17 protein-coding genes are annotated in these 21,536 nt (G+C 73.1%); 5 read left to right on the forward strand and 12 right to left on the reverse strand.

Annotation, left to right across the window (positions count from 1 at the left end):
• Positions 1-4 precede the first annotated feature (4 nt).
• The 3 genes from ybeY to HFV08_RS14770 form a co-directional block, all read right to left on the reverse strand.
• Positions 5-502 carry an rRNA maturation RNase YbeY gene (gene ybeY / locus HFV08_RS14760; RefSeq protein WP_168539645.1) on the reverse strand — a complete coding sequence of 166 codons (498 nt, stop codon included), beginning with the start codon at positions 500-502 and terminating at the stop codon, positions 5-7.
• 11 nt (positions 503-513) lie between these two features.
• Positions 514-1,569 carry a PhoH family protein gene (locus HFV08_RS14765; RefSeq protein WP_078845204.1) on the reverse strand — a complete coding sequence of 352 codons (1,056 nt, stop codon included), beginning with the start codon at positions 1,567-1,569 and terminating at the stop codon, positions 514-516.
• A gap of 219 nt (positions 1,570-1,788) precedes the next feature.
• Complete coding sequence (locus tag HFV08_RS14770) at positions 1,789-2,907, reverse strand: carbohydrate kinase family protein (RefSeq protein ID WP_168539647.1); 1,119 nt, start codon at positions 2,905-2,907, stop codon at positions 1,789-1,791.
• An 89-nt stretch (positions 2,908-2,996) separates the two neighbouring features.
• Between HFV08_RS14770 and HFV08_RS14775 the strand changes: the two genes are divergently transcribed.
• From HFV08_RS14775 to HFV08_RS14785, 3 genes are all read left to right on the forward strand, one after another.
• The gene (locus tag HFV08_RS14775) at positions 2,997-4,295 is read left to right on the forward strand and encodes a family 4 glycosyl hydrolase (RefSeq protein WP_168539649.1); all 1,299 of its coding nucleotides are present in this window, start codon (positions 2,997-2,999) and stop codon (positions 4,293-4,295) included.
• Between the two features lie 650 nt (positions 4,296-4,945).
• Complete coding sequence (locus tag HFV08_RS14780) at positions 4,946-6,271, forward strand: MFS transporter (protein ID WP_210430333.1); 1,326 nt, start codon at positions 4,946-4,948, stop codon at positions 6,269-6,271.
• A 159-nt stretch (positions 6,272-6,430) separates the two neighbouring features.
• Positions 6,431-8,854, forward strand: coding sequence for a serine/threonine-protein kinase (locus HFV08_RS14785; RefSeq protein ID WP_168539651.1), 2,424 nt, complete (start codon positions 6,431-6,433; stop codon positions 8,852-8,854).
• Between the two features lie 63 nt (positions 8,855-8,917).
• On the opposite strand, the gene HFV08_RS14790 is transcribed toward HFV08_RS14785, so the two are convergent.
• From HFV08_RS14790 to hrcA, 8 genes are all read right to left on the reverse strand, one after another.
• Positions 8,918-9,823: a ribonuclease Z gene (locus HFV08_RS14790; RefSeq protein WP_168539653.1), complete on the reverse strand. Its 906-nt coding sequence runs from the start codon at positions 9,821-9,823 to the stop codon at positions 8,918-8,920.
• A 42-nt stretch (positions 9,824-9,865) separates the two neighbouring features.
• Positions 9,866-10,225, reverse strand: coding sequence for a histidine triad nucleotide-binding protein (locus tag HFV08_RS14795; RefSeq protein WP_040253721.1), 360 nt, complete (start codon positions 10,223-10,225; stop codon positions 9,866-9,868).
• 105 nt (positions 10,226-10,330) lie between these two features.
• Positions 10,331-13,576 (reverse strand): S41 family peptidase, encoded by a 3,246-nt coding sequence (locus HFV08_RS14800; protein ID WP_168539654.1) that lies wholly within the window; start codon positions 13,574-13,576, stop codon positions 10,331-10,333.
• A gap of 148 nt (positions 13,577-13,724) precedes the next feature.
• The gene (locus HFV08_RS14805) at positions 13,725-14,117 is read right to left on the reverse strand and encodes a VOC family protein (protein ID WP_168539655.1); all 393 of its coding nucleotides are present in this window, start codon (positions 14,115-14,117) and stop codon (positions 13,725-13,727) included.
• Between the two features lie 22 nt (positions 14,118-14,139).
• Positions 14,140-14,889, reverse strand: a complete 750-nt coding sequence (locus HFV08_RS14810; RefSeq protein WP_168539656.1) for a 16S rRNA (uracil(1498)-N(3))-methyltransferase — start codon at positions 14,887-14,889, stop codon at positions 14,140-14,142.
• Positions 14,886-15,953, reverse strand: a complete 1,068-nt coding sequence (locus tag HFV08_RS14815; protein ID WP_168539657.1) for a nitronate monooxygenase — start codon at positions 15,951-15,953, stop codon at positions 14,886-14,888. Before HFV08_RS14815 ends, HFV08_RS14810 begins: the two co-directional genes overlap by 4 nt.
• 102 nt (positions 15,954-16,055) lie before the next feature.
• Positions 16,056-17,189, reverse strand: coding sequence for a molecular chaperone DnaJ (gene dnaJ, locus HFV08_RS14820; protein WP_168539658.1), 1,134 nt, complete (start codon positions 17,187-17,189; stop codon positions 16,056-16,058).
• Positions 17,190-18,206, reverse strand: coding sequence for a heat-inducible transcriptional repressor HrcA (gene hrcA, locus HFV08_RS14825; protein WP_168540013.1), 1,017 nt, complete (start codon positions 18,204-18,206; stop codon positions 17,190-17,192).
• A 373-nt stretch (positions 18,207-18,579) separates the two neighbouring features.
• Between hrcA and HFV08_RS14830 the strand changes: the two genes are divergently transcribed.
• Together HFV08_RS14830 and HFV08_RS14835 are read left to right on the forward strand one after the other, a co-directional pair.
• Positions 18,580-19,332 carry an MBL fold metallo-hydrolase gene (locus tag HFV08_RS14830; RefSeq protein ID WP_168539659.1) on the forward strand — a complete coding sequence of 251 codons (753 nt, stop codon included), beginning with the start codon at positions 18,580-18,582 and terminating at the stop codon, positions 19,330-19,332.
• Positions 19,333-19,367: 35 nt separating this feature from the next.
• Complete coding sequence (locus HFV08_RS14835) at positions 19,368-20,171, forward strand: DUF3097 domain-containing protein (protein WP_040253706.1); 804 nt, start codon at positions 19,368-19,370, stop codon at positions 20,169-20,171.
• A 104-nt stretch (positions 20,172-20,275) separates the two neighbouring features.
• Here HFV08_RS14835 and hemW read toward each other — a convergent pair whose 3' ends face one another.
• Positions 20,276-21,514 carry a radical SAM family heme chaperone HemW gene (gene hemW, locus HFV08_RS14840; protein WP_210430334.1) on the reverse strand — a complete coding sequence of 413 codons (1,239 nt, stop codon included), beginning with the start codon at positions 21,512-21,514 and terminating at the stop codon, positions 20,276-20,278.
• Between the last annotated feature and the right edge of the window lie 22 nt (positions 21,515-21,536).

Raw genomic sequence — 21,536 nt, forward strand, 5'->3', positions numbered from 1 at the left:
GGCCTCAGGAAACGGTCGGGGCGGGCGAGGGACCGGTCAGGCCCCGGTCGGCCCGCCAGCCGTCGACGATGGCCGCCTGCAGGGAGAACATCTCCGCCTTCTCGTCGGGGACTTCGTGGTCGTAGCCCAGCAGGTGCAGCACCCCGTGGACGGTCAGGAGCTGGAGCTCCTCGTCCATGGAGTGCTGCGTCGGGGCCTCCTCGCCCTGCCGGGTCGCGACCTCCGGGCAGAGCACGATGTCGCCGAGGAGTCCCTGCGGGGGCTCGTCCTCGTCCTTGGCGGGCGGGCGCAGCTCGTCCATCGGGAAGGACATGACATCGGTGGGTCCCGGCAGGTCCATCCACTGCAGGTGCAGCTGCTCCATCGCCTCGGCGTCGACCACGATGACCGACAGCTCGGACAGCGGGTGGATGCGCATCCTCGCGAGGGCGTAGCGGGCGATGTCGAGCACCGCCTGTTCGTCCACCTCGGTGCCGGACTCGTTGTTGACGTCGATCGACATTGCCGCCTGGTCTACTTCCCGTCGCGCCGGGTGTGCGTGCCGCCCGGCGTGCTCGTCTCGCTGTCGTACTTCTCGTACGCGTCGACGATACGGCCCACCAGGCGGTGCCGGACGACGTCGTGCGAGGTGAGGCGGGAGAAGTGGACGTCGTCGACGCCTTCGAGGATGTCCTGGACCTGGCGCAGGCCGCTCTTGGTGCCGCTCGGCAGGTCGATCTGGGTGACGTCACCGGTGATGACGATCTTCGATTCGAAGCCGAGCCGGGTCAGGAACATCTTCATCTGCTCGGGGTTGGTGTTCTGGGCCTCGTCGAGAATGATGAAGGCGTCGTTGAGCGTGCGTCCGCGCATGTACGCGAGCGGGGCGACCTCGATGGTGCCCGCGGCCATCAGCCGGGGGATGGAGTCGGGGTCGAGCATGTCGTGCAGGGCGTCGTAGAGAGGGCGCAGATACGGGTCGATCTTCTCGTAGAGGGTGCCCGGCAGGAAGCCGAGGCGCTCGCCGGCCTCGACCGCGGGGCGGGTCAGGATGATGCGGTTGACCTGCTTGGACTGCAGGGCCTGCACCGCCTTGGCCATCGCCAGGTAGGTCTTGCCGGTGCCCGCGGGGCCGATGCCGAAGACGACGGTGTGCTTGTCGATGGCGTCGACGTACCGCTTCTGGTTGAGCGTCTTGGGGCGGATGGTGCGCCCGCGCGAGGAGAGGATGTTCTGGGTGAGCACCTCGGCGGGGGTCTCCTGGGCCTCGCCCGCCTCGCCGTTCTCGCTCGCCCTGAGCATGGCGATCGAGCGTTCCACCGCGTCCTCCGTCATCGGCTGCCCGGTGCGGAGCACCAGCATCATCTCGTCGAACAGGCGCTGCACCAGGGCGACTTCCTGGGCCTCGCCGACAGCGCTGATCTCATTGCCGCGGACGTGGATGTCCGTGGCGGGGAAGGAGTCCTCGATCACGCGCAGAAGGGAGTCCCCGGATCCGAGCACCGTGACCATGGGGTGCTTCGCGGGGACGGTGAACTGGGCTCGTGCCTGTCCCCGCGCGGGGTCGTGAGCTGTGGGTGACTGGGTCATGGGCCGGCTCTGTAGGCCTGCTCATCCTCCTCGGTGCCGGGCTCGCGCCCGCCTGACAAGGTCGTGTGCTGCTGTTCCCAGCCTACGACGGGCCACCGACAACGCCGAGGGCTTTTCGCGCGCCCGCCCGTGAACCGGCCGGGTGTGCGAGGGCCCGCGCACGCTCCGTGGCCGCCCCCCCATACGTCCGGGCACGTCCGGCCGCACAGCCGATACGCCTCAGTCGCCCGGCCGGAAGCCGATGGTGGGGACGGCCCGGCGCAGCGGCCAGGGCCGGGAGCCGCCGGTCGCGGCGGGCAGCAGCTCCTCCAGGAAGGCGTAGTGCTCCAGGACGCCCGGGTAGCGCGTGCCGCGCGAGCGCACATGGCGCCACCAGGCGGCGACCTCCGCCCAGCCCGGCGCCGAGAGCGAGCCGCCGAACTCCTGCACCGAAAGGGCCGCGGTCAGCCCGGCGAAGGCGAGCCGGTCGGCGAGCGGCCAGCCCGCGAGGGTGCCGGTGACGAACCCGGCGACGAAGACGTCCCCGGCGCCGGTCGGGTCGAGCGCCTCCACCGCGAGGGCGGGCACCCGGGCGGTCTCCCCGGTGCCCGCGTCCACCGCGTAGGCGCCCTCCGCGCCGAGGGTGACCACGGCGAGCGGGACGCGTTCGGCGAGCAGATGGGCGGCGGCCTCCGGGGAGTCGGCGCGGGTGTAGCGCACCGCCTCCTCGGCGTTGGGCAGGAAGGCCTCGCAGTGCTCCAGGTCGGTGAGCGCGTCCAGGTCCCAGCGCCCCGAGTCGTCCCAGCCGACGTCCGCGAAGACCCGGGTGCCGTGCCGGGCGGCCTCCGCGATCCACGGGGCGGGGGCGCCGTCCGCGAGCGCGGCGACGGCGGCCCTGGCGCGGGGCGGGCAGCGCGGGGCGGGCTCCCCGGGCGGGGGCTCGTGGCCGTGCGAGACCATGGTGCGCTCGCCCTCGTAGGCCATGGAGACGGTGACCGGCGAGTGCCAGCCGCGCACCCGCCGGGAGGGGCCGAGGTCGATCCGCTCGCCCTGGGCGAGGGCGTCCCAGCAGTATTCGCCGTAGTGGTCGTCGCCGAAGGCCGCGGCGAGGGTGGTGCGCAGGCCGAGCCGGGCGAGCGCGGTCGCCATGTTGGCCACGCCGCCGGGGCTGGAGCCCATGCCGCCCGCCCAGGACTCGGTGCCCCGCACGGGGGCGCTGGCCAGGCCGGTGAAGATGATGTCCAGGAAGACGGTGCCGGTCAGATAGACGTCGCAGGGCGGGTCCTGGGGCGTCCGCAGACCGGCGAGCGGATCGAGACCGCCCGGTGCGGGCGGCCGGCCCTTGTCCTGCGTCGTCACGGTGTGCTCCCCCTGATGGTCCGGGTCCGCACAGTGTGCCTGATAGGCGGCGTGGGCCGGCCGGCACGGGCCCGGGTATCTTCCGCGGCATGAGGCTCACGATTCTCGGCGGCGGCGGTTTCCGCGTCCCTCTGGTCTACCGGGCGCTGGCGGGCAGCGAGGTGTCCGGGGTGACCCTGTACGACACCGACCCCGGGCGGATCGCGGTGATCCGCTCGGTCCTCGGCGAGCTGCCCGCCGGGCCGCCGGTGCGGGTGGCCCGGGACCTCGACGAGGCGGTGCGCGGCGCCGACTTCGTCTTCTCCGCGATGCGGGTGGGCGGCACCGCGGGCCGGGTGCGCGACGAGGCGGTGCCGCTGGCCGAGGGCGTCCTCGGGCAGGAGACGGTGGGTGCGGGCGGCATCCTGTACGGGCTGCGCACCATCCCGGTCGCGCTGCGGGTCGCGGAGCGGGTGGCCGCGCTCGCGCCCGGGGCCTGGGTCATCAACTTCACCAACCCGGCGGGCATGGTCACCCAGGCGATGGCCTCGGTGCTCGGTCCGCGCGTGATCGGCATCTGCGATTCGCCGGTGGGCCTGGTCCGGCGCGCGGCACGGGCCGCGGGCGCCGACCCGGACACGGTGGCGTACGACTACGTGGGCCTCAACCACCTGGGCTGGCTGCGCTCGCTGCGGGACGCGGCGGGGCGCGAGCTGCTGCCCGGTCTGCTCGCGGACTCCGCGGCCCTCGGCTCCTTCGAGGAGGGCCGCCTGTTCGGCGCCGAGTGGCTGCGCGCGCTGGGCTCGCTGCCCAACGAGTACCTGCACTACTACTACTTCCGGCGCGAGACGCTGGCCGCGGTGCGCGCGGCCGGGGAGACCCGCGGCGCCTTCCTGGAGCGCCAGCAGGGCGAGTTCTTCGACCGGGCCGCGCGTGAGCCGGACCGCGCCCACGCCCTGTGGGAGGCGACCCGGCGCGGCCGCGAGGAGACCTACCTCGCCGAGAGCCGGGCCGCGAGCGGCGGCTGGCAGCGCGACAGCTGCGATCTGGACGGCGGCGGCTACGACCAGGTGGCGCTGGCGCTGATGCGGGCCATCGCCCAGGACCGCGGGACCCGGCTGATCCTCAATGTGCGCAACGGCGCCACGGTGCCCGCGCTCGACCCGGAGGCGATCATCGAGACGGTCTGCGAGGTGGGCGCGGACGGGGCGCGCCCGCTGCCCTCGGCCGCGCTCGGCCCGGCCGAACTCGGGCTGATGCTCCAGCTCAAGGCGGTGGAGACAGCGACGGTGGAGGCCGCCCTCTTCAAGGACCGCGAGGCGGCGCTGCGTGCCCTCGCCCTGCATCCCCTGGTGGACTCCCCGGCGGTGGCGGCCCGGATCCTGGAGCGCGCGGCAGAACGCCCCTGAGCTGCGCTTTCCCACCGATCCTGACCGGGATCACGGGTCCCGGCGGGCGACCGGGGCGCGCTACGCGGAGCGGGGCGCGTGTCCGGACGCCAGGCGCATATGCCGCCGCGGGGCGTACGCGGCGGCGCACGGCGGGAGCACCGCGCCGGTCAGCAGGCGGCGACCTGCACGGACTCCGCGGTACGGAGCGGGCCGCCCGGCAGCGTGAAACCGCGGGACCGGCCACCCCTGCCCCATACGGACCGCGACCATCTGGCCGAACAATGCCCCCGTCGCGATCCCCGGCGGACGGCGACCGGACTGGGGCGGACCATCCCGCCGAGGCACGCTCATACACCCTCTGAACTGGGAAAATCCTCTACACCCAGCCACCCTCGCAGCGGGGGAATCCCGCATTTCCGGGCCGCAAACCTGATGTGACGCAGATCACACAGCATCGATCGCTTCGCCACTCTGCGTGATTGATAGAACTTTGGCCCGCGGTCCCGTCAGCCGACGCCACCGCACCCCATCCCCCACCCCCACTCCGCATTCTCCGTTCCGCACCATCCCTCTCGCTTCACGCTCGACCCTCTCCGCGCCGTCGCGCGCCCTTCGCGCCCCCCGCACCCCTCCACCCCGCCCTCCATCCGCACGCCCAGGGAACGCCCGTGTCCTCCCGCCGCACCACCTGGCCCCTCATCGCCCTCTTCGCCTCCGGCTACCTCGCCTCGTATCTGCTGCCCGGCATCGTCACCAGACTGATCGACGGCCTCGGCCTCGCGCCGACCCAGGCCGGGCTCATCGGCAGCGCGCTGCTGCTCAGCTCCGCGAGTGCCGGTTTCGTACTGGCCTCGCGCATCGAGCGCCTCGGCCCGGCCCGGCTGGCCCGCGCGGGACTGCTGCTGTGCGCGGGCGGATACGGTGCCGCCTGCCTGAGCCAGGGGCTGCCGCTGGTGGTCGCCGGGTCGATGGCGGGCGGCCTCGGCTCGGGCACCGCCATCACGGTGGCCGCCTCCCGGATCGCCGGGCTCGGGGATCCGCACCGCGCCTCCACCACCGGGCTGCTCTGCGTCTCCGCGCTGGCCGGGAGCGTCTTCCTGACCATCCCCTATCTGGGCGGCGGCCACGGGCTGCCCTTCGGCGCCCTCGCGGTGAGCGCGCTGCTCACCCTGCCCGTCACGGGACGGCTCGGCGGCCCGGCACCGGCCGCGGACAGCGCACCGGCGGCCGCGGGCCCGCTGCCCTACCGCCGCTCGGGCATGGTCCTCGCCGGGGCGATGCTCTGCTGGTCGATGGCCCAGAACTCGCTCTGGGGCGTGAGCGGGCGGATCGGGCTCGACCAGGCGGGCATGAGCGAGGTCGCCGTGGGTGCCGTCTTCGCGGCGGCCCTCGGCGCCGGTCTGCTGGGCGTCCTCGGCGCGGGCGCGCTCGGCACCCGCCTCGGCCGGGCGCTGCCGATGGGCGCGGGCACCGCACTGATCGGCTGCTGCATAGTGGTCACCGCCTGCTCGACGACCCCCGCGGCCTTCGCCTCGGGCCAGATCACCTGGAACGTCCTCTACCCGGCCGTCCTCTCCTATCTGATCGGGGTGGCCGCCTCCCTGGACACCCGGGGCCGCTGGGCGGTCCTCGCCGGTTCGGCCTCCGCGCTCGGCACCGCCTTCGGCCCCGTGGTGGGCAGCGGGCTCTCCGCGCTCGCCGGGTACCGGGGCATGGGACTGCTGCTCTGCGCGGGCCTGTTCGTCCTCGCCGCTCCGATGACCGCCGTCACGCTGCACACCGCGGGCCGCCCCCTGCTGCCGGGCGCGCGGCGCCGTCGCACCACCCGGGCCCCGTACGCGACCACGGCCGCGGCGGCGGTCCCGGCCGGGCTCGCCGAGCGGGACGTGCGGGAGATCCCGGCCCCGGCCCCCTGGCACGAACCGGGTCCGGGCGCGCTCGACCCCGCGGGCGACGAGTCGGGCACCGGCGAGGCGGTCCCGGCAGGGCGCTGAGCGGCAGCGGGCGGGGGCCCGTCGCCGTCGGGAGTGCGGCACAGCTGAGGGAGCCTCTCTCCAGTTGTGCGCAAAAAACGTAGATCTCGTGGTCATGCACTCGCGGATGCGCGACAATCTGCGCACATCTGGCTGTGCCACGGGAGTCCAGGGGGGACGATGGCCGTCGACGAGCAGAGGATCGCCCGATTCCTCAACCGGAGCGAACTGCGTACGAAGATCGCGAACGTGCTGCGCGGTGCCGGTTTCAAGATCGTGTGGGTGAACGAAGAGGCCGAAGGGAAACGCTGGTCTCTCTTCCTGAAACTCCCCCAGCGCCTGCGAGATCTTTTCGGAACCGCGCGGGAGGTCCTGGTGTGGGTGGTGGAATCCCCCGAGTTCCAGGCCAGAACCGTGACGCAGGCGGAGCGCATCATCAGCGAGGAGCGGCCCCGGCTCTGCGAGGACTTCGCCATCGTCGTCACCCTGGACTCCGACACGATGCGCCATGTGTCGGAGACGGCCGAAACCCTGGACACCCTCTTCCTCGGATTCGACGCGGAGACCTTCTCCGCCTGCGCTCCGTACGGGCCGTCCGACTTCATCGAGGCCATGCAGCGCCGACTCTACGTCCGGGATCTCTACGATCTGCCGTCCGCCGTCACCCGGGCCGAGGACTTCTTCGGCCGCCGCGGAATGGTCAGCGAGATCGCGACCAGTCTGCGGCGCGGAGGCCGGCACGTGGGACTGTTCGGCTTACGCAAGATCGGCAAGACGTCCATGCTCTACAAGCTGCGGTCCACCCTGCAGACGAACGGGGACTCCTATATCGGGCATGTGGACGTCGAGAGGATCGACGCCATCGAGCCCTCGGCGGAGAATCTCCTGTGGAGCCTCGGGGAGTCGATCTACGATTCCCACCGCCATATCCGCAACATCACCACGCTCCAGCTCTTCGGCAAGTACAAACTCTTCTCCTCGATCCCGGAAAAGGGCGCGGTCTTCGAGCTGTTCGACCATGACATCAGGGAGATCATCGAGAAGACACGCCGCTCGATCATCATGATGCTCGACGAGGTCGAGCTGCTCTCGCCGTCCACTCCGGGATCCGAGTGGGGTTCTTCCTTCGTACGGATCTGGCGGCTGCTGCGCGGACTGGATCAGCAATTCCCCAACAGGCTGAGCTACTTCGTCACCGGGACCAACCCCAGCGCCTTCGAGGTGAGCAATATCGGTGGGCGCGAGAACCCGGTCTACAACTACTTCAAGGTGCAGTACCTGCGCCCGCTCGCCAAGGACGAGGTGGAGAGTCTCCTCGTCACCCTCGGGAACAAGATGGGCCTCAAGTGGGAGAGCGCGGCGCTGGAGAGGCTGGCCAGCGCGACCGGCGGACACCCGGCCCTGGTCAGATCCCTGGCCTCGATCATCCACTCCGCCCGGCCCCCGGAGGGCGACGTCAAATTCAGTGTCACGCAGGCGGATGTCGCCTCCGCCATCGACAGATTCCTCGTGGAGAAGAGTTCGCTGCTCAGCCAGATCGTGGCGATCCTGGAGGAGCAGTACAAGGACGAGTACTACCTCCTGGAACTCCTGGCACGCGGCAGGATCGGAGAGTTCCGGGAGTGCGTGACGGCGTTCCCCAAGGACACCGCCCATTTGGTGGGGTACGGAATCTGCGTGAATCCCGAGAGCTGCACGAGTCTGGAGATCGAGATCCTGCAGACCTTTCTGCAGAAGCAGAAGGAGGGGAGAGCCGCCGAGTCGTCGAGCAGACATCTGTCCCCCGGCGACCGGGTCGACGGCTATGAGGTCATCTCCTCCATAGGCGCCCCGGGCGGATTCGCGAAGGTCTACGAGGCCCGCACCTCCGCCGACGGCGAGCGGGTCGCGCTCAAGGTGTTCGACAACGGCCTGCTCAGCGCTCTGCAACGAGAGGTCGAGCCCCTCCAGGAGATCGACCACCCCAACGTCGTACGCGTCCTCGACCACGGGAAGAGCGGCGAGGGGGCCGTCTACATGGTGATGGAACTGCTGAGCGGCAAGCCGCTGCGGCACTTCTGCACCAGGTCCACCAGGGCCGGCGAGGCGGAGTGCATGAAGTGGCTCGGCGACATCCTGTCGGCGATGCGGGCATTCCACCCGAACGATCTCCTCGTGGAACAGCTCCGGCGGCACACCGAGATCAGCGCCCATGACCTCATGCGTCTCGAAGAGGCACGTCATGGATTCATCCACCGGGACATCAAGCCGGAGAATGTCATCATCTCGGAACGCGGTGCGGTGCTGATCGATTTCAATATCTCGGTGCGGGCCTCGGAGCAGATCCTCACGCGCAGCGCCACCCCGGGCTATCTTCCGCCGGACGGTCTGGGTATCGCCTGGGATGTCGATGTCGACCTCTATCAGCTCGGAGTCACCATGCTGCAGGCCGCACTCGGTTCCGAATACTTCGAGGGGGCGGCGGAAGATCTGCGCCTGGCGGCCAAGGAGGAGTTGTCGGTCAACCTGGCGAAAATCCTGCTGCGTATGACGAATCCGGTACGCGAGAGCCGGTACGCCAGTGCCACTCAGGCGTGGATGGAAGTCAGCAGGCAGCCGCTGTGACCTGGCGCGGGCGCACGCCGGCAAGCACACGTACGGCCGGGCGGGGCGGCGGCGCCCCGGTCTTCACCGCCGCTTCGGCAGCGGCACCCGCATCAGGTCGGCGGCGACGGTGAGTTCGCCCGTGAAGCCCGCGCGGCGGGCCTCCGCGCCGAAGGCCTCCGGGTCCGGGTAGCGCTGGCTGAAGTGGGTGAGCACCAGATGGCGCACGCCCGCGTCCCGGGCCGCCCTCGCGGCCTGGGCGGCGGTCAGATGCCCGTATTCGGTGGCGAGTCGCTCGTCCTCCTCCAGGAAGGTCGACTCAATGACGAGCAGGTCGCAGCCCTCGGCGAGGACGGCGACGGCGGGGCACAGCCGGGTGTCCATGACGAAGGCGAAGCGCTGGCCGCGCCGGGGTTCGCTGACCTCGTCGAGGTGGACGCCGCGCAGGCTGCCCTCCCGCTGGAGCCGGCTGATGTCGGCGCCCCGGATGCCGCGTTCGGCGAGGGCGGCGGGCAGCATCCGGCGGCCGTCCGGTTCGACGAGCCGGTAGCCGTAGGCCTCGACCGGATGCGAGAGGCGGTGCGCGTGCAGGGTGTACGCGCCGGTGGCGGCGAGCGGCCCGTCGGCGGCGACGGGGGCCTCGGTGAGCGCGACGGTCTCGCGGTAGGCGGTGGCGTGCCGGAGCCGGTCGAAGTAGCGCTGGCCGCTCTTCGGGTAGTGGGCGGTGATCTCGTGCGGCACCCGGTCGAGGTTGATGCGCTGGATCACCCCGGCGAGCCCCAGCGAGTGGTCGCCGTGGAAATGCGTGACGCACAGCCGGTTGAGGTCGTGCGCGGCGACCGAGGCACGCAGCAGCTGCCGCTGGGTGCCCTCGCCGGGGTCGAAGAGCAGGCCCTCGCCGTCCCACAGCAGGACGTAGCCGTTGTGGTTGCGCTGCCGTGTCGGGACCTGGCTCGCGGTGCCGAGGACCACCAATTCACGTACGGACACGGGGAGTTCGATCCTTCTGCTGCGGTCAGGGCCGGGGGTGTCTCAGCCGGGCGGCCACTGCAGTCCGCGCCCGGCCAGCACATGGGCGTGGGCGTGGAAGACGGTCTGGCCGGCACCGGATCCGGTGTTGAAGACGATGCGGTAGCCGCTGTCGGTGACCTTCTCGTCCTCGGCGACGTTGCGGGCCTCGGTCAGCACGTCGGCGGCGGCCTGCGGGTCGGCGGCGGCGAGCGCGGCGGCGTCCGGGTAGTGGGCCCGCGGGATGACCAGGACGTGCGTCGGGGCCTGCGGGTTGATGTCGCGGAAGGCGACGGTGTTCTCGGTCTCGCGTACCACCGTCGCCGGGACCTCGCCCGCGACGATCTTGCAGAACAGGCAGTCGGCCTGCGGTTCGCCCGACATCCGGGTACTCCCTCACCCTCGGCTGATCGTTGCCCGGGAATCGTAGCCGCCGCCCGGGGCCGGTCCGCCCTCCGGGCGTGGCGGACCGGCCCCGGGGCCGCGCGTTCAGTCCAGCGGGGGCAGCTCGGGCGCGGTCTTCGCCGGGTTCTGCTCCAGGGCGGCGAGGGCGATCCGGACGGCCTCGTCGAGCTGCGGGTCGCGGCCCGCGACATGGTCCTGTGGCGCCATGACGACCTCGACGTCCGGGTCCACGCCGTAGTTCTCCACCTGCCAGCCCGAACCCTCCACCCAGAAGGCGTACTTGGGCTGGGTGACCAGGGTGCCGTCGACCAGGTGGTAGCGGCTGTCGATGCCGATGACGCCGCCCCAGGTGCGGGTGCCGACGACCGGGCCGATGCCGAGCGCCTTGATCGCCGCGTTGACGATGTCGCCGTCGGAGCCGGAGTGCTCGTTGGCGACGGCGACCACGGGCCCGCGCGGGGCGTCGGCGGGATAGCTCTGCGGGCGGCGGCCGCGCGGCAGATCCCAGCCGACCACCCGGCGGGCGATCTTCTCGACCACCAGCTGCGAGGTGTGCCCGCCGCGGTTCTCCCGCACGTCGAGGATCAGCCCCTCGCGGGCCACCTCGACCCGCAGGTCCCGGTGGATCTGCGCCCAGCCCGGGGCCTGCATGTCCGGTACGTGGAGGTAGCCGAGCCGCCCGCCGGAGAGCTCGTGGACACGGGCGCGGCGGCCCGCGACCCAGTCGTGGTAGCGCAGCGGCTCCTCGTCGTGCAGCGGGACGACGACCGCGTGCCGCGGGTCGCCGCCGTCGGCGGGGCCGACCATCAGCTCGACCGGCTTGCCCGCGGTGCCCACCAGGAGCGGCCCGGGACCGGTGACCGGGTCGACCGGGCGGCCCGCGACGGCGAGCAGCCGGTCGCCGGGGCGGACCGCGACGCCGGGCGCCGCGAGCGGGGCGTACGCGCGGGGGTCGGAGGTCTCCGAGGGCAGGATGCGGTCGATGCGCCAACTGCCGTCCTCGTGGCGGGAGATGTCCGCGCCGAGCAGTCCCTGCCTGCGCTCGCCGCTGCCGCCGCCGAAGGGGCTGACGACATAGGCGTGCGAGGTGCCGAACTCGCCGTTCACCTCGTAGAGCAGGTCGACGAGGTCGTCGTGGGTGGCGACCCGGTCCAGGACCGGGCGGTAGCGGTCCAGGACGGCGTCCAGGTCGAGGCCGCCGAGGTCGGGGCGCCAGAAGTGGTCGCGCATCAGCCGGGCCGCCTCCTCGTACATCTGCCGCCATTCGGCGGCCGGTTCGAGGGTCTGGCGGATACGGGAGAGGTCGACGGTGAGGTGGGCGTCGCCGTCGTCCTCGTGCGGGGCGCGGCGGTCGCTGGGCACCACCTTCAGCTTGCCGTCGCTCCACAGCAGGATCCGCTTGCCGTCGCCGGAGACCGCGAAGCGGTCGACGTCCAGGGCGAGGTGCTCCACCCGCTGCTGGGCGAGGTCGTAGCGCTCCAGCTCGGTCTTGGGGTCCGGGTCCTCGGGGTTCGCGCGGGCGTTGCCGAGGACGCCGTGGACCGGGTGGTGCAGCCAGAGCAGTCCCTCGTGGGCCGCCTTCAGCGAGGAGTAGCGGGCCGCCTCGACGGGGAAGGGCACGATCCGGTCGGCGAGCCCGTCGAGGTCGATCCGGGTGACCGGGGAGCCCTCGCCCTCCGGGGTCTCCTCCTTGTCGGGCGCCTGGAAGGGGCGGCCGTGGCGCTGCGGCCCGAAGGGCGAGGGGGTCGCGGCGGAGAGCGTGATCAGGTGCGGGCGGCTGCCGCCGACGAAGGCGAGGTCGAAGACGTGCTCGTCGTAGACCGGGTCGAAGGAGCGCGCCGAGAGGAAGGCGAGGTGCTTGCCGTCCTCGGTGAAGGCGGGCGAGTAGTCGCAGAAGCGCAGCGGGGTGGCCTCGGTGACCGACAGGTCGGCGGTGTTGGCGAGCTTCAGCTGCCGCAGCGGCTCGGGGCCGGGGTGCGACCAGGCGAGCCAGGCGGAGTCCGGGGAGAAGACGAGGCCGCTCGCCTCGCCGTCCTCGGTGCGGTCCACCTCGCGCACCTCGCCGCTCTCCCGCTCCACGAGGAGCACCCGGCCGTCGTGCGAGGCGACGGCGGCGCGGCTGCCGTCGGGCGCCACGGTCAGGGCGAGGACCCGGCCGAGCCTGCCCGCAGCGAGCCTGCGGGGCGTGGCGCCGGGGGCGGCACCGGTGGCGGGCGCGAACTCCAGGGCGTCCTCGCCCTCCGCGTCGGTCACCCAGACCACGTACTCCTCGCCCTCGGCGCGGAAGGCGCGCGGCAGCCGGGCGCGGACGCCTGGTTCGGCGGCGAGGGCGCGGGCCGGTCCCGAGCGGTGGGTGACCCAGTGCACCGCGCCGCGCACCGTGAGGGCGCTGCCGCGGCCGGTGTGGTCGGGCGCCCCGGCGCCGAACCAGGCGGCGGCGCTGACCGGACGGGGCTGCATGTCGGTGCGCTGGCCGCCGAGCCGGAGGTCCAGGCGGCGCGGGGCGGCGCCGTCGAGGTCGTCCAGGAGCCAGAGTTCACCGGCGCTCGCGTAGACGACGCGGCTGCCGTCGGTGGCGGCGTGGCGGGCGTAGAAGCCGCCACTGCCGTCCTCGGCCGGACCGAGGGGGCTGTGCCGGCGCAGGTCCTCGCCGTCGGGCAGCGAGGAGTAGAGCGCGCCGGTGCCCTCGTGGTCGCTGAGGAAGGCGATCCGGGCCGGGCCCTCGGCGGGGACCGTCCACAGCGGGTACTCGATGTTCCCGTCGAGCCCCGCGTGCAGCCGGGCGAAGTCACCGGAGCCGTCCTCGGCGGCGATCCACAGCTTGCCCGCGGTGCCGCCCCGGTAGCGCTTCCAGTACGCGGCCTCCCGGCCCATCGGCACCGAGAGCAGCAGCGCCCGGCCCTCGGGCCCGAAGGCGAGGTCGCCGACCGGTCCATAGGGCAGGGTCTCGGCGGGGCCGCCGTCGAGGGGGACGGCGTGGGCCCAGGAGCGCCGCAGGGAGGCCCGGCCGTGGGTGGTCACCGCGAGGACCCGGCCGTCCGGTGTCCAGCCCCGCACGCCGGTGCGCGCGCTGCCCCAGTAGGTGAGCCGCTTGGCGGGCCCGCCGTCGAGGGGCGCGGTGAAGATCTCCGGGGCGCCGTCCCGGGTGGAGGTCCAGGCGACCTGGGTGCCGTCGGGGGATATCCGCGGATGGTGCACGGGCATGTTGTCCGCGCTCACCCGCCAGGCGCGGCCGCCGTCGAGCGGGGCCGCCCAGACGTCGTCCTCGGCGGTGAACACGAGGAACTCGCCGTGCAGATGCGGGAAGCGGAGGTACGCAGGCTGGGTCACACCAGCACCCTAAGCAGCACGAGCGGTACTTGGTGACCCTTTTCGATCACTTGGTCCGGCCCACCGGCGCACACCGGGGCGCACGGGGCCAAGGGGTCGCTCGGGGCAGCGGCCGCACCGCCGGGGCGGGCGGTGCGGCCGCGGAGGTCTATCCCTGGAGGAGCAGCCACTCCTGGAGTTCGACCAGGTTGCCCTCGGGGTCCTTGAGGTGGGCCACCCGCATCCGGTCGGTGAGCGGGGCCGGGCCCTGGAAGACGGCGGCGCCGCGGGCGGTGATCTGCTCGCAGTAGTCGTCGAGGTCGTCGACCCGCAGCACGACCAGCGAGCGGTGGCCGTTGACCGACTCCCCCAGCTCCCCGATGATCTCGGCCATCGCCGTACGGTCCTGGAGCGCGATGCCCGCGGAGCCGGTCGCCGGGGAGAACTTCTCGTACGGGCCCTGCGGTGCGCCGGACTGCGGCTTGAGGCCGAGCACCTCCGCGTAGAAGCGGTAGCAGGCGGGGAAGTCGTTGACGAGCAGCCTGACCTGCGCGAGTTCCAAGGGGGTCTCCTTCGGGTGCGGCTCAGGACCAGCGGCCGGTGCGGCCGAGCAGCAGTGCGGCCGCCGCCGTACCGGCGGTCGACGTACGCAGCACGCTACGCCCGAGCCGGTACGGTTCGGCGCCGGCCTCGGCGAAGAGGGCGAGTTCCTCCGGACTGACACCGCCCTCGGGGCCCACCACGAGGACGATCCCGCCGCCGGTGGGCAGTTCGGCGGTGGCCAGGGCCCGGCTCGCCACCGCCGCGTCCTCGTGCAGGACGGCGGCGAGGTCGGCACCGGCGAGCAGGCCCGCGACCTGACGGGTGGTCATCGCCTCGGCGACCTCGGGGAAGCGGACCCGGCGGGACTGCTTCCCGGCCTCGCGTGCGGTGGCCCGCCACTTCCCGAGCGCCTTGAGGCCCCGCTCGCCCTTCCACTGGGTGATGCATCGGGAGGCGGCCCAGGGCACGATCGCGTCCACCCCGGTCTCGGTCATCGTCTCGACGGCCAGCTCGCCCCGGTCGCCCTTGGGCAGCGCCTGCACCACGGTCAGCCGCGGGCTCTCCGGCTCCTCCTGGCGCACCGGGCCCCGGCGCACGGTGAGCCGGTCCTTGCCCTCGGCGGCGAGCACCTCGCACTCGGCCCAGCGGCCGCGGCCGTCGGTGAGCACGAGCGGCTCGCCCGCGCGCAGCCGCTTCACGGAGACGGCGTGCCGCCCCTCGGGCCCGGTGAGCAGCAGGCGGCCCTCGTCGTCGGCGGTGAAGTCCTCGGTGAGGAAGACGGCGGCGGTCATGCCCCGGCCGCCAAGTCCTGCCGGGCGGCGGCGAGTTCGCCGAAGAGCACCTCGACGAGTTCGGCCGCGGGCAGCGGCCGGGCCAGCCGGTGGCCCTGCCCCGCCCACAGCGCCATGCCCTGCGGGTCCTGCGCCTTGGCGGCGGCCCGGCGCAGCGGCGAGGTCAGATAGTGCACCTGCGGATAAGCGGCGGGCGCGTACGGGCCGTGCTCGCGCAGGAAGCGGTTGACCAGGCCCCTGGCCGGGCGGCCGGAGAAGGCGCGGGTCAGCTCGGTGCGCGGGAACAGCGGGTCGGTCAGGGCGTCCTTGTGGAGCTGCGGCGCCCCCGACTCGGGGGTGGCGAGGAAGGCCGTGCCGAGCTGCGCGCTCTGCGCTCCGGCCGCGAGGACCCCGGCGATCTGCGCCCCGCGCATCAGTCCGCCCGCGGCCACCAGCGGCAGCCGGACCGCCTCGCGGACCTGGGCGATCAGGGCGAGCAGTCCGGTGCCGGTGTGGTCCAGCTCCGGGTCGTCGCGGTGGGTGCCCTGGTGGCCGCCCGCCTCCACGCCCTGCACGCACACCGCGTCGGCGCCGCCGGCCTCGGCCGCGCGGGCCTCCTCGGCGGTGGTGACGGTCACCAGGGTGCGGGTGCCGACGCGGGCGAAGGACTCCACGACCTCGGCGGTGGGGCAGCCGAAGGTGAAGGAGACCAGCGGCACCGGGTCGTCGAGGAGGATGGCGAGCTTGGCCTCGTAGCCGTCGTCGGTCTTGGTGTCCGGGTCGCCGAGCGGGGTCTCGTACCAGGCGGACTCGCCCCAGAGCTGGTTGCGGTAGACCCCGACCGCCGCCATGTCGGTCAGCGGCCGCTGCGGCATGAAGAGGTTGACGCCGAAGAAGCGGCCGGTCAGCGAGCGGAGCTGTTTGATCTCCTCGTACATGCCGTCCGCGGTCTTGTATCCGGCGGCGAGGAAACCGAGGCCGCCGGCCTCGCTGACCGCGGCGGCGAGCCGGGGCGGCGAACCGCCTCCGGCCATGGGCGCCTGCACGATCGGGTACGCAGAAAGATCGCTCAGAGCCAAGGACATGGAACGCATGGTGCCATGTTCCTGCTACCGGTCAGAAACCAGTGCCGGGGTGCGCACGGGGTCCACCGGCACGCCGCGCGGGGCGGGCCGGTGGACCTTGGCTCAGCGCCCGTTGAAGGCGTCCTTCAGGCGGGAGAAAAGGCCCTGCTGGCCGGGCTGGAACTGGCCCGTGGGGCGCTCCTCGCCGCGCAGCTTGGCCAGTTCGCGCAGCAGGCGCTCCTGCTCCGGGTCGAGCTTGCCGGGGGTGGTGACCTCGACGTGCACGATCAGGTCGCCCCGGCCGCCGCCGCGCAGATGTGTGACGCCCCGGCCGTGCAGCGGGACCGACTGGCCGGACTGGGTGCCGGGCCGGATGTCGATCTCCTCCACTCCGTCCAGGGTCTCCAGGGGCACCTTGGTGCCGAGGGCCGCCGCGGTCATCGGGATGGTGACCGTGCAGTGCAGGTCGTCGCCGCGGCGCTGGAAGACCGAGTGCGGCAGTTCGTGGATCTCCACGTAGAGGTCGCCCGCGGGGCCGCCGCCGGGGCCGACCTCGCCCTCGCCCGCGAGCTGGATGCGGGTGCCGTTGTCCACACCGGCCGGGATCTTCACCGTCAGGGTGCGCCGGGAGCGGATACGGCCGTCGCCCGCGCACTCGGGGCAGGGGGTGGGGACCACGGTGCCGAAGCCCTGGCACTGCGGGCAGGGGCGCGAGGTCATGACCTGGCCCAGGAAGGACCGGGTGACCTGGGAGACCTCACCGCGGCCGCGGCACATGTCGCAGGTCTGCGCGCTGGTGCCGGGGGCCGCGCCCTCGCCGCTGCACGTGGTGCAGACGACGGCGGTGTCGACCTGGAGGTCCTTGGTGGTGCCGAAGGCGGCCTCGCCCAGCTCGACCTCCAGGCGGATCATGGCGTCCTGGCCGCGCCGGGTGCGCGAGCGGGGCCCGCGCTGGGAGGCGGTGCCGAAGAAGGCGTCCATGATGTCGGAGAAGTTGCCGAAGCCGCCGGCACCGAATCCGCCCGCGCCGCCGCCCGCCTGGGACAGCGGGTCGCCGCCGAGGTCGTAGACCTGCTTCTTCTGCGGGTCCGAGAGCACCTCGTAGGCGGCGTTGATCTCCTTGAACCGCTCCTGGGTCTTCGGATCCGGATTGACGTCCGGGTGCAGCTCGCGGGCGAGTCTGCGGAACGCCTTCTTGATCTCGTCCTGGGAAGCGTCGCGGCGCACGCCGAGTACGGCGTAGTAGTCCGTGGCCACTTACGACTCCGCCAGGATCTGTCCGACGTAACGTGCCACTGCGCGTACTGCTCCCATCGTTCCCGGATAGTCCATGCGGGTCGGTCCGACCACGCCGAGCTTGGCGACTGCCTCGCCGCCCGAACCGTAGCCGACCGAGACCACGGACGTGGAGTTGAGTCCCTCGTGGGCGTTCTCGTGCCCGATGCGTACGGTCATGCCCGAATCGGTCGCCTCACCGAGGAGTTTGAGCAGGACGACCTGCTCCTCCAGGGCTTCGAGGACCGGCCGGATGGTGAGAGGAAAGTCATGCCCGAAGCGGGTGAGATTGGCGGTGCCGCCGATCATCAGACGTTCCTCGGTCTCCTCGACGAGGGTTTCGAGGAGGGTGGACAGCACGGTCGTGACCGTGCCCCGGTCCTCGTTCTCGAAGGCCTCCGGCAGGTCCTGGACGAGCTGCGGCACATCCGCGAAGCGCCGTCCGGCGACCCTGCTGTTGAGCCGGGCCCGCAGATCGGCGAGCGAGCTCTCGCCGAAGGGCGCCGGGCAGTCGATCATGCGCTGCTCGACCCGCCCGGTGTCCGTGATCAGGACGAGCATCAGCCGGGCCGGCGCCAGCGCGAGCAGCTCGACATGGCGCACCGTGGAGCGGGTCAGCGAGGGGTACTGCACCACCGCGACCTGCCGGGTCAGCTGCGCGAGCAGCCGCACGGTACGGCCCACGACGTCGTCGAGGTCGACGGCGCCGTCGAGGAAGTTCTGGATGGCGCGCCGCTCGGGCAGCGTCATCGGTTTCACCCCGGCGAGCTTGTCGACGAAGAGCCGGTAGCCCTTGTCGGTGGGGATCCGCCCGGCGCTGGTGTGCGGCTGCGCGATGAAGCCCTCGTCCTCCAGGGCGGCCATGTCGTTGCGCACGGTCGCCGGGGAGACCCCGAGACTGTGCCGCTCGGTGAGCGCCTTGGAGCCGACGGGCTCCTCGGTGCCGACGTAGTCCTGGACGATGGCGCGCAGCACTTCGAGCCTGCGTTCGCTCAGCATCGCGTCCACCTCCAGTTCCCGGTCACGGCCCGCCCGACGCTCCCCTTGGCACTCCGGGCAGCAGAGTGCCAGCACGCGGCCCAGTGTACGGCCGGTGGGTACGGCCACGGCAAGAGCTGCCGCACGGTCCTGCCCCACCTCGGCCCGCTGTTCCTCCCCTTTACCGCCTCTTACCGCCCTCGCCGCCCCTCGGCCGCTGCCGCCGCGTGCACCGCCCCGGTCTCCCGCGCGCCCCGGAAGAAGCGGATGGCTGTACTTTCGCATGCCGGGAGCGCTCTCCGGCGCCCCTGTGGAAAACCCGCCATCCCCCTGGAGGGAACGTGCCCGAGGGCAGGAGATCCGCCACCGGCGACGGTACGGAAGGTGCGCGCCGATGACGCCCGAGCGGCCGGCGCCGGACCACGTACCGGACTGGGCGGCGCAGGGCTGGGAGGACCTCGGTGAGGGCTGCGGGCGGGTGCGGCTGCCCGGCTGGGACTGCACCGCGGGCCTGGTCACCGGCGGGGAGGGCGCCCTGATGGTCGACGCCGGGTCGGGGCTGCGGGAGGGCGCGGCGCTGCGGGCGGCGGCCCGGGAACTGCTCGGGCCGGGCCGCCGGGTCGGTCATCTCGCCCTGACGCACCCGCACTTCGACCATGTCCTCGGCGCCCCGGTCTTCTCCGGCGCCGAGGTGTACGCCGCGGTCGGCTTCGGCCGCGCCCTCGACCGCGGGCGGGAGGCGCTGTGCGCGGACGCGGTGCGGCACGGCGCGGACGCCTCCGCCGCGGCCGAGGCGAGCGAACTGCTGCGGCCCGCGCACCACGAGGTCTCCGGCACCCGCGCCCTGGACCTCGGCGGGCGCCAGGTCCTCCTCGCCGATCTGGGCCCCGCGCACAGCCCGTACGACCTGGTGGTCCTCGTGCCCGGCCCGGTGCCGGTGGTGTTCTGCGGGGACCTGGTGGAGGAGTCCGGACCGCCGCAGGCGGGGCCCGACGCGGTGCCGGGGCGCTGGCCCGCCGCCCTGGACCGGCTGCTCGCACTCGGCGGGGAGGACGCCCGGTACGTACCGGGCCACGGGGCCGTGGTGGACGCCGCGTTCGTTCGCCGTCAGCGTGATCAACTGGCCGGATCTGTCGGCGTGTCGTGACCTGGCGTAGACCTGCTGTTCCTATCGTCAGCCGAATGCGCCCGTACTCGCCGGACCTGACTCCGCCCTGGAAGAAGAAGCAGCCCGCCCCGGAGGTGGCCGCGGAGCCGGGCCTCGTGGTGGAGGAGCCGGCGACCGGCTTCTGCGGGGCGGTGATCGGCTGCGAGGCGGGCACGGTCACCCTGGAGGACCGCTTCGGCAAGCACCGCGTCTTCCCGCTGGAGCCGCGCGGTTTCCTCCTGGAGGGGCGGGTCGTGACCCTGGTGCGTCCGTCCGCCGCTCCGGCGCGGTCCGGCCGTACGGCCTCCGGTTCGGTGGCGGTGCCCGGGGCGCGGGCGCGGGTGGCGCGCGCCGGGCGGATCTATGTGGAGGGCCGCCACGACGCCGAGCTGGTGGAGCGGGTCTGGGGTGACGACCTGCGGATCGAGGGCGTGGTCGTGGAGTACCTGGAGGGGATCGACGATCTGCCCTCCCTGGTCGCCGAGTTCGGCCCCGGCCCCGATGCCCGGCTCGGGGTGCTGGTCGACCATCTGGTGCCCGGCTCGAAGGAGTCACGGATCGCCGCCGAGGTGACCAGTGCGCACGCGCTGGTGGTCGGCCACCCCTATATCGACGTCTGGGAGGCCGTGAAGCCGTCCTCGGTCGGCATCGCCGCCTGGCCGCGGGTCCCGCGCGGACAGGACTGGAAGACAGGCGTCTGCCGGGCGCTCGGCTGGCCCGAGAACACCGGCGCGGCCTGGCAGCGGATCCTCGGCTCGGTACGCAGCTACCGGGACCTGGAGCCGCAACTCCTCGGCCGGGTCGAGGAGTTGATCGACTTCGTGACCGCGCCGCAGTAGGGCGGGGCGGTCCTGCGGCCCGGGTCGGCGGGTCGGCGGTGCCGTAGCTCGGCGGGTCGGCGGGTCGGCGGGTCGGCGGGTCGGCGGGTCGGCGGGTCGGCGGGTCAGTCCACCAGGTCGCGGACCACCGCGTCGGCGAGGAGGCGGCCGCGCAGGGTCAGCACCGCCGAGCCCTCGGCGTAGGGCGCCTCCTGGAGCAGCCCGTCCGCGAGGGCGCGGGCGGCGGCCGCCGCGCCCGCCGGGCGCAGCAGGTCGAGCGGGCAGCCCTCGCGCAGCCGCAGTTCGAGGAGGATGCGCTCGACCCGGCGGTCCTCCTCGCTCAGCAGCTCCCGCCCGGCACCGGGTGAGCGGCCCTGGGCCAGGGCGGCCGCGTAGGCGCCGGGGTGTTTGGCGTTCCACCAGCGGACCCCGCCGACGTGGCTGTGCGCGCCGGGGCCCGCGCCCCACCAGTCGGCGCCGCGCCAGTACAGCTCGTTGTGCAGGCAGCGGGCTTCCGGGCGGCCCCCGGCGGCCCAGTTGGAGACCTCGTACCAGCGGTATCCCGCGGCGGCGAGCACCTCGTCGGCGATCAGATAGCGGTCGGCGTGGACGTCGTCGTCGGTCATCGGGACCTCGCCGCGGCGGATCCGGCGGGCGAGCTGGGTGCCCTCCTCCACGATCAGGGCGTAGGCGGATATGTGGTCGGGGCCCGCGCCGATCGCCGCGTCCAGGGAGGCCCGCCAGTCCTCGTCGGACTCGCCGGGGGTGCCGTAGATCAGGTCGAGGTTGACGTGCTCGAAGCCCGCGGCGCGGGCCTCCGCCACACAGGCCTCGGGGCGGCCGGGCGTGTGGGTGCGGTCGAGGACGTCCAGGACATGGCGGCGGGCGCTCTGCATGCCGAAGGAGATCCGGTTGAAGCCGCCCTCGCGCAGGGCCTGAAGATAGGCGGGGCCGACCGACTCCGGGTTGGCCTCGGTGGTGATCTCCGCGTCCTCGGCGAGGCCGAACTCCTCGCGTATCGCGGTGAGCATCCGCACCAGGTCGGCCGCGGCGAGCAGGGTCGGGGTGCCGCCGCCGACGAAGACGGTGCGCACCCGGCGCGGATCGTCGCCGAGGACCTTGCGGGCGAGGCGGACCTCCTCGGTGAGGGTGGCGGCGTAGTTGTCCCGGGAGGCGAGCACGCCGCCGCTGCCGCGCAGCTCGGTGGCGGTGTAGGTGTTGAAGTCGCAGTAGCCGCAGCGGGTGGCGCAGTACGGCACGTGCAGATAGAACCCGAGGGGGCGTCCGGCGGCCCCGGTCAGGGCGTGGCCGGGCAGAGCGCCGTCCTCGGGAACGGGCTCACCGTCGGGAAGTGCGGAAGGCATGCCCCCCATTGTCCCGTACCGC

The sequence above is a fragment of the Streptomyces physcomitrii genome, from assembly GCF_012273655.1.
GTDB classification, from domain to species: domain Bacteria; phylum Actinomycetota; class Actinomycetes; order Streptomycetales; family Streptomycetaceae; genus Streptomyces; species Streptomyces physcomitrii.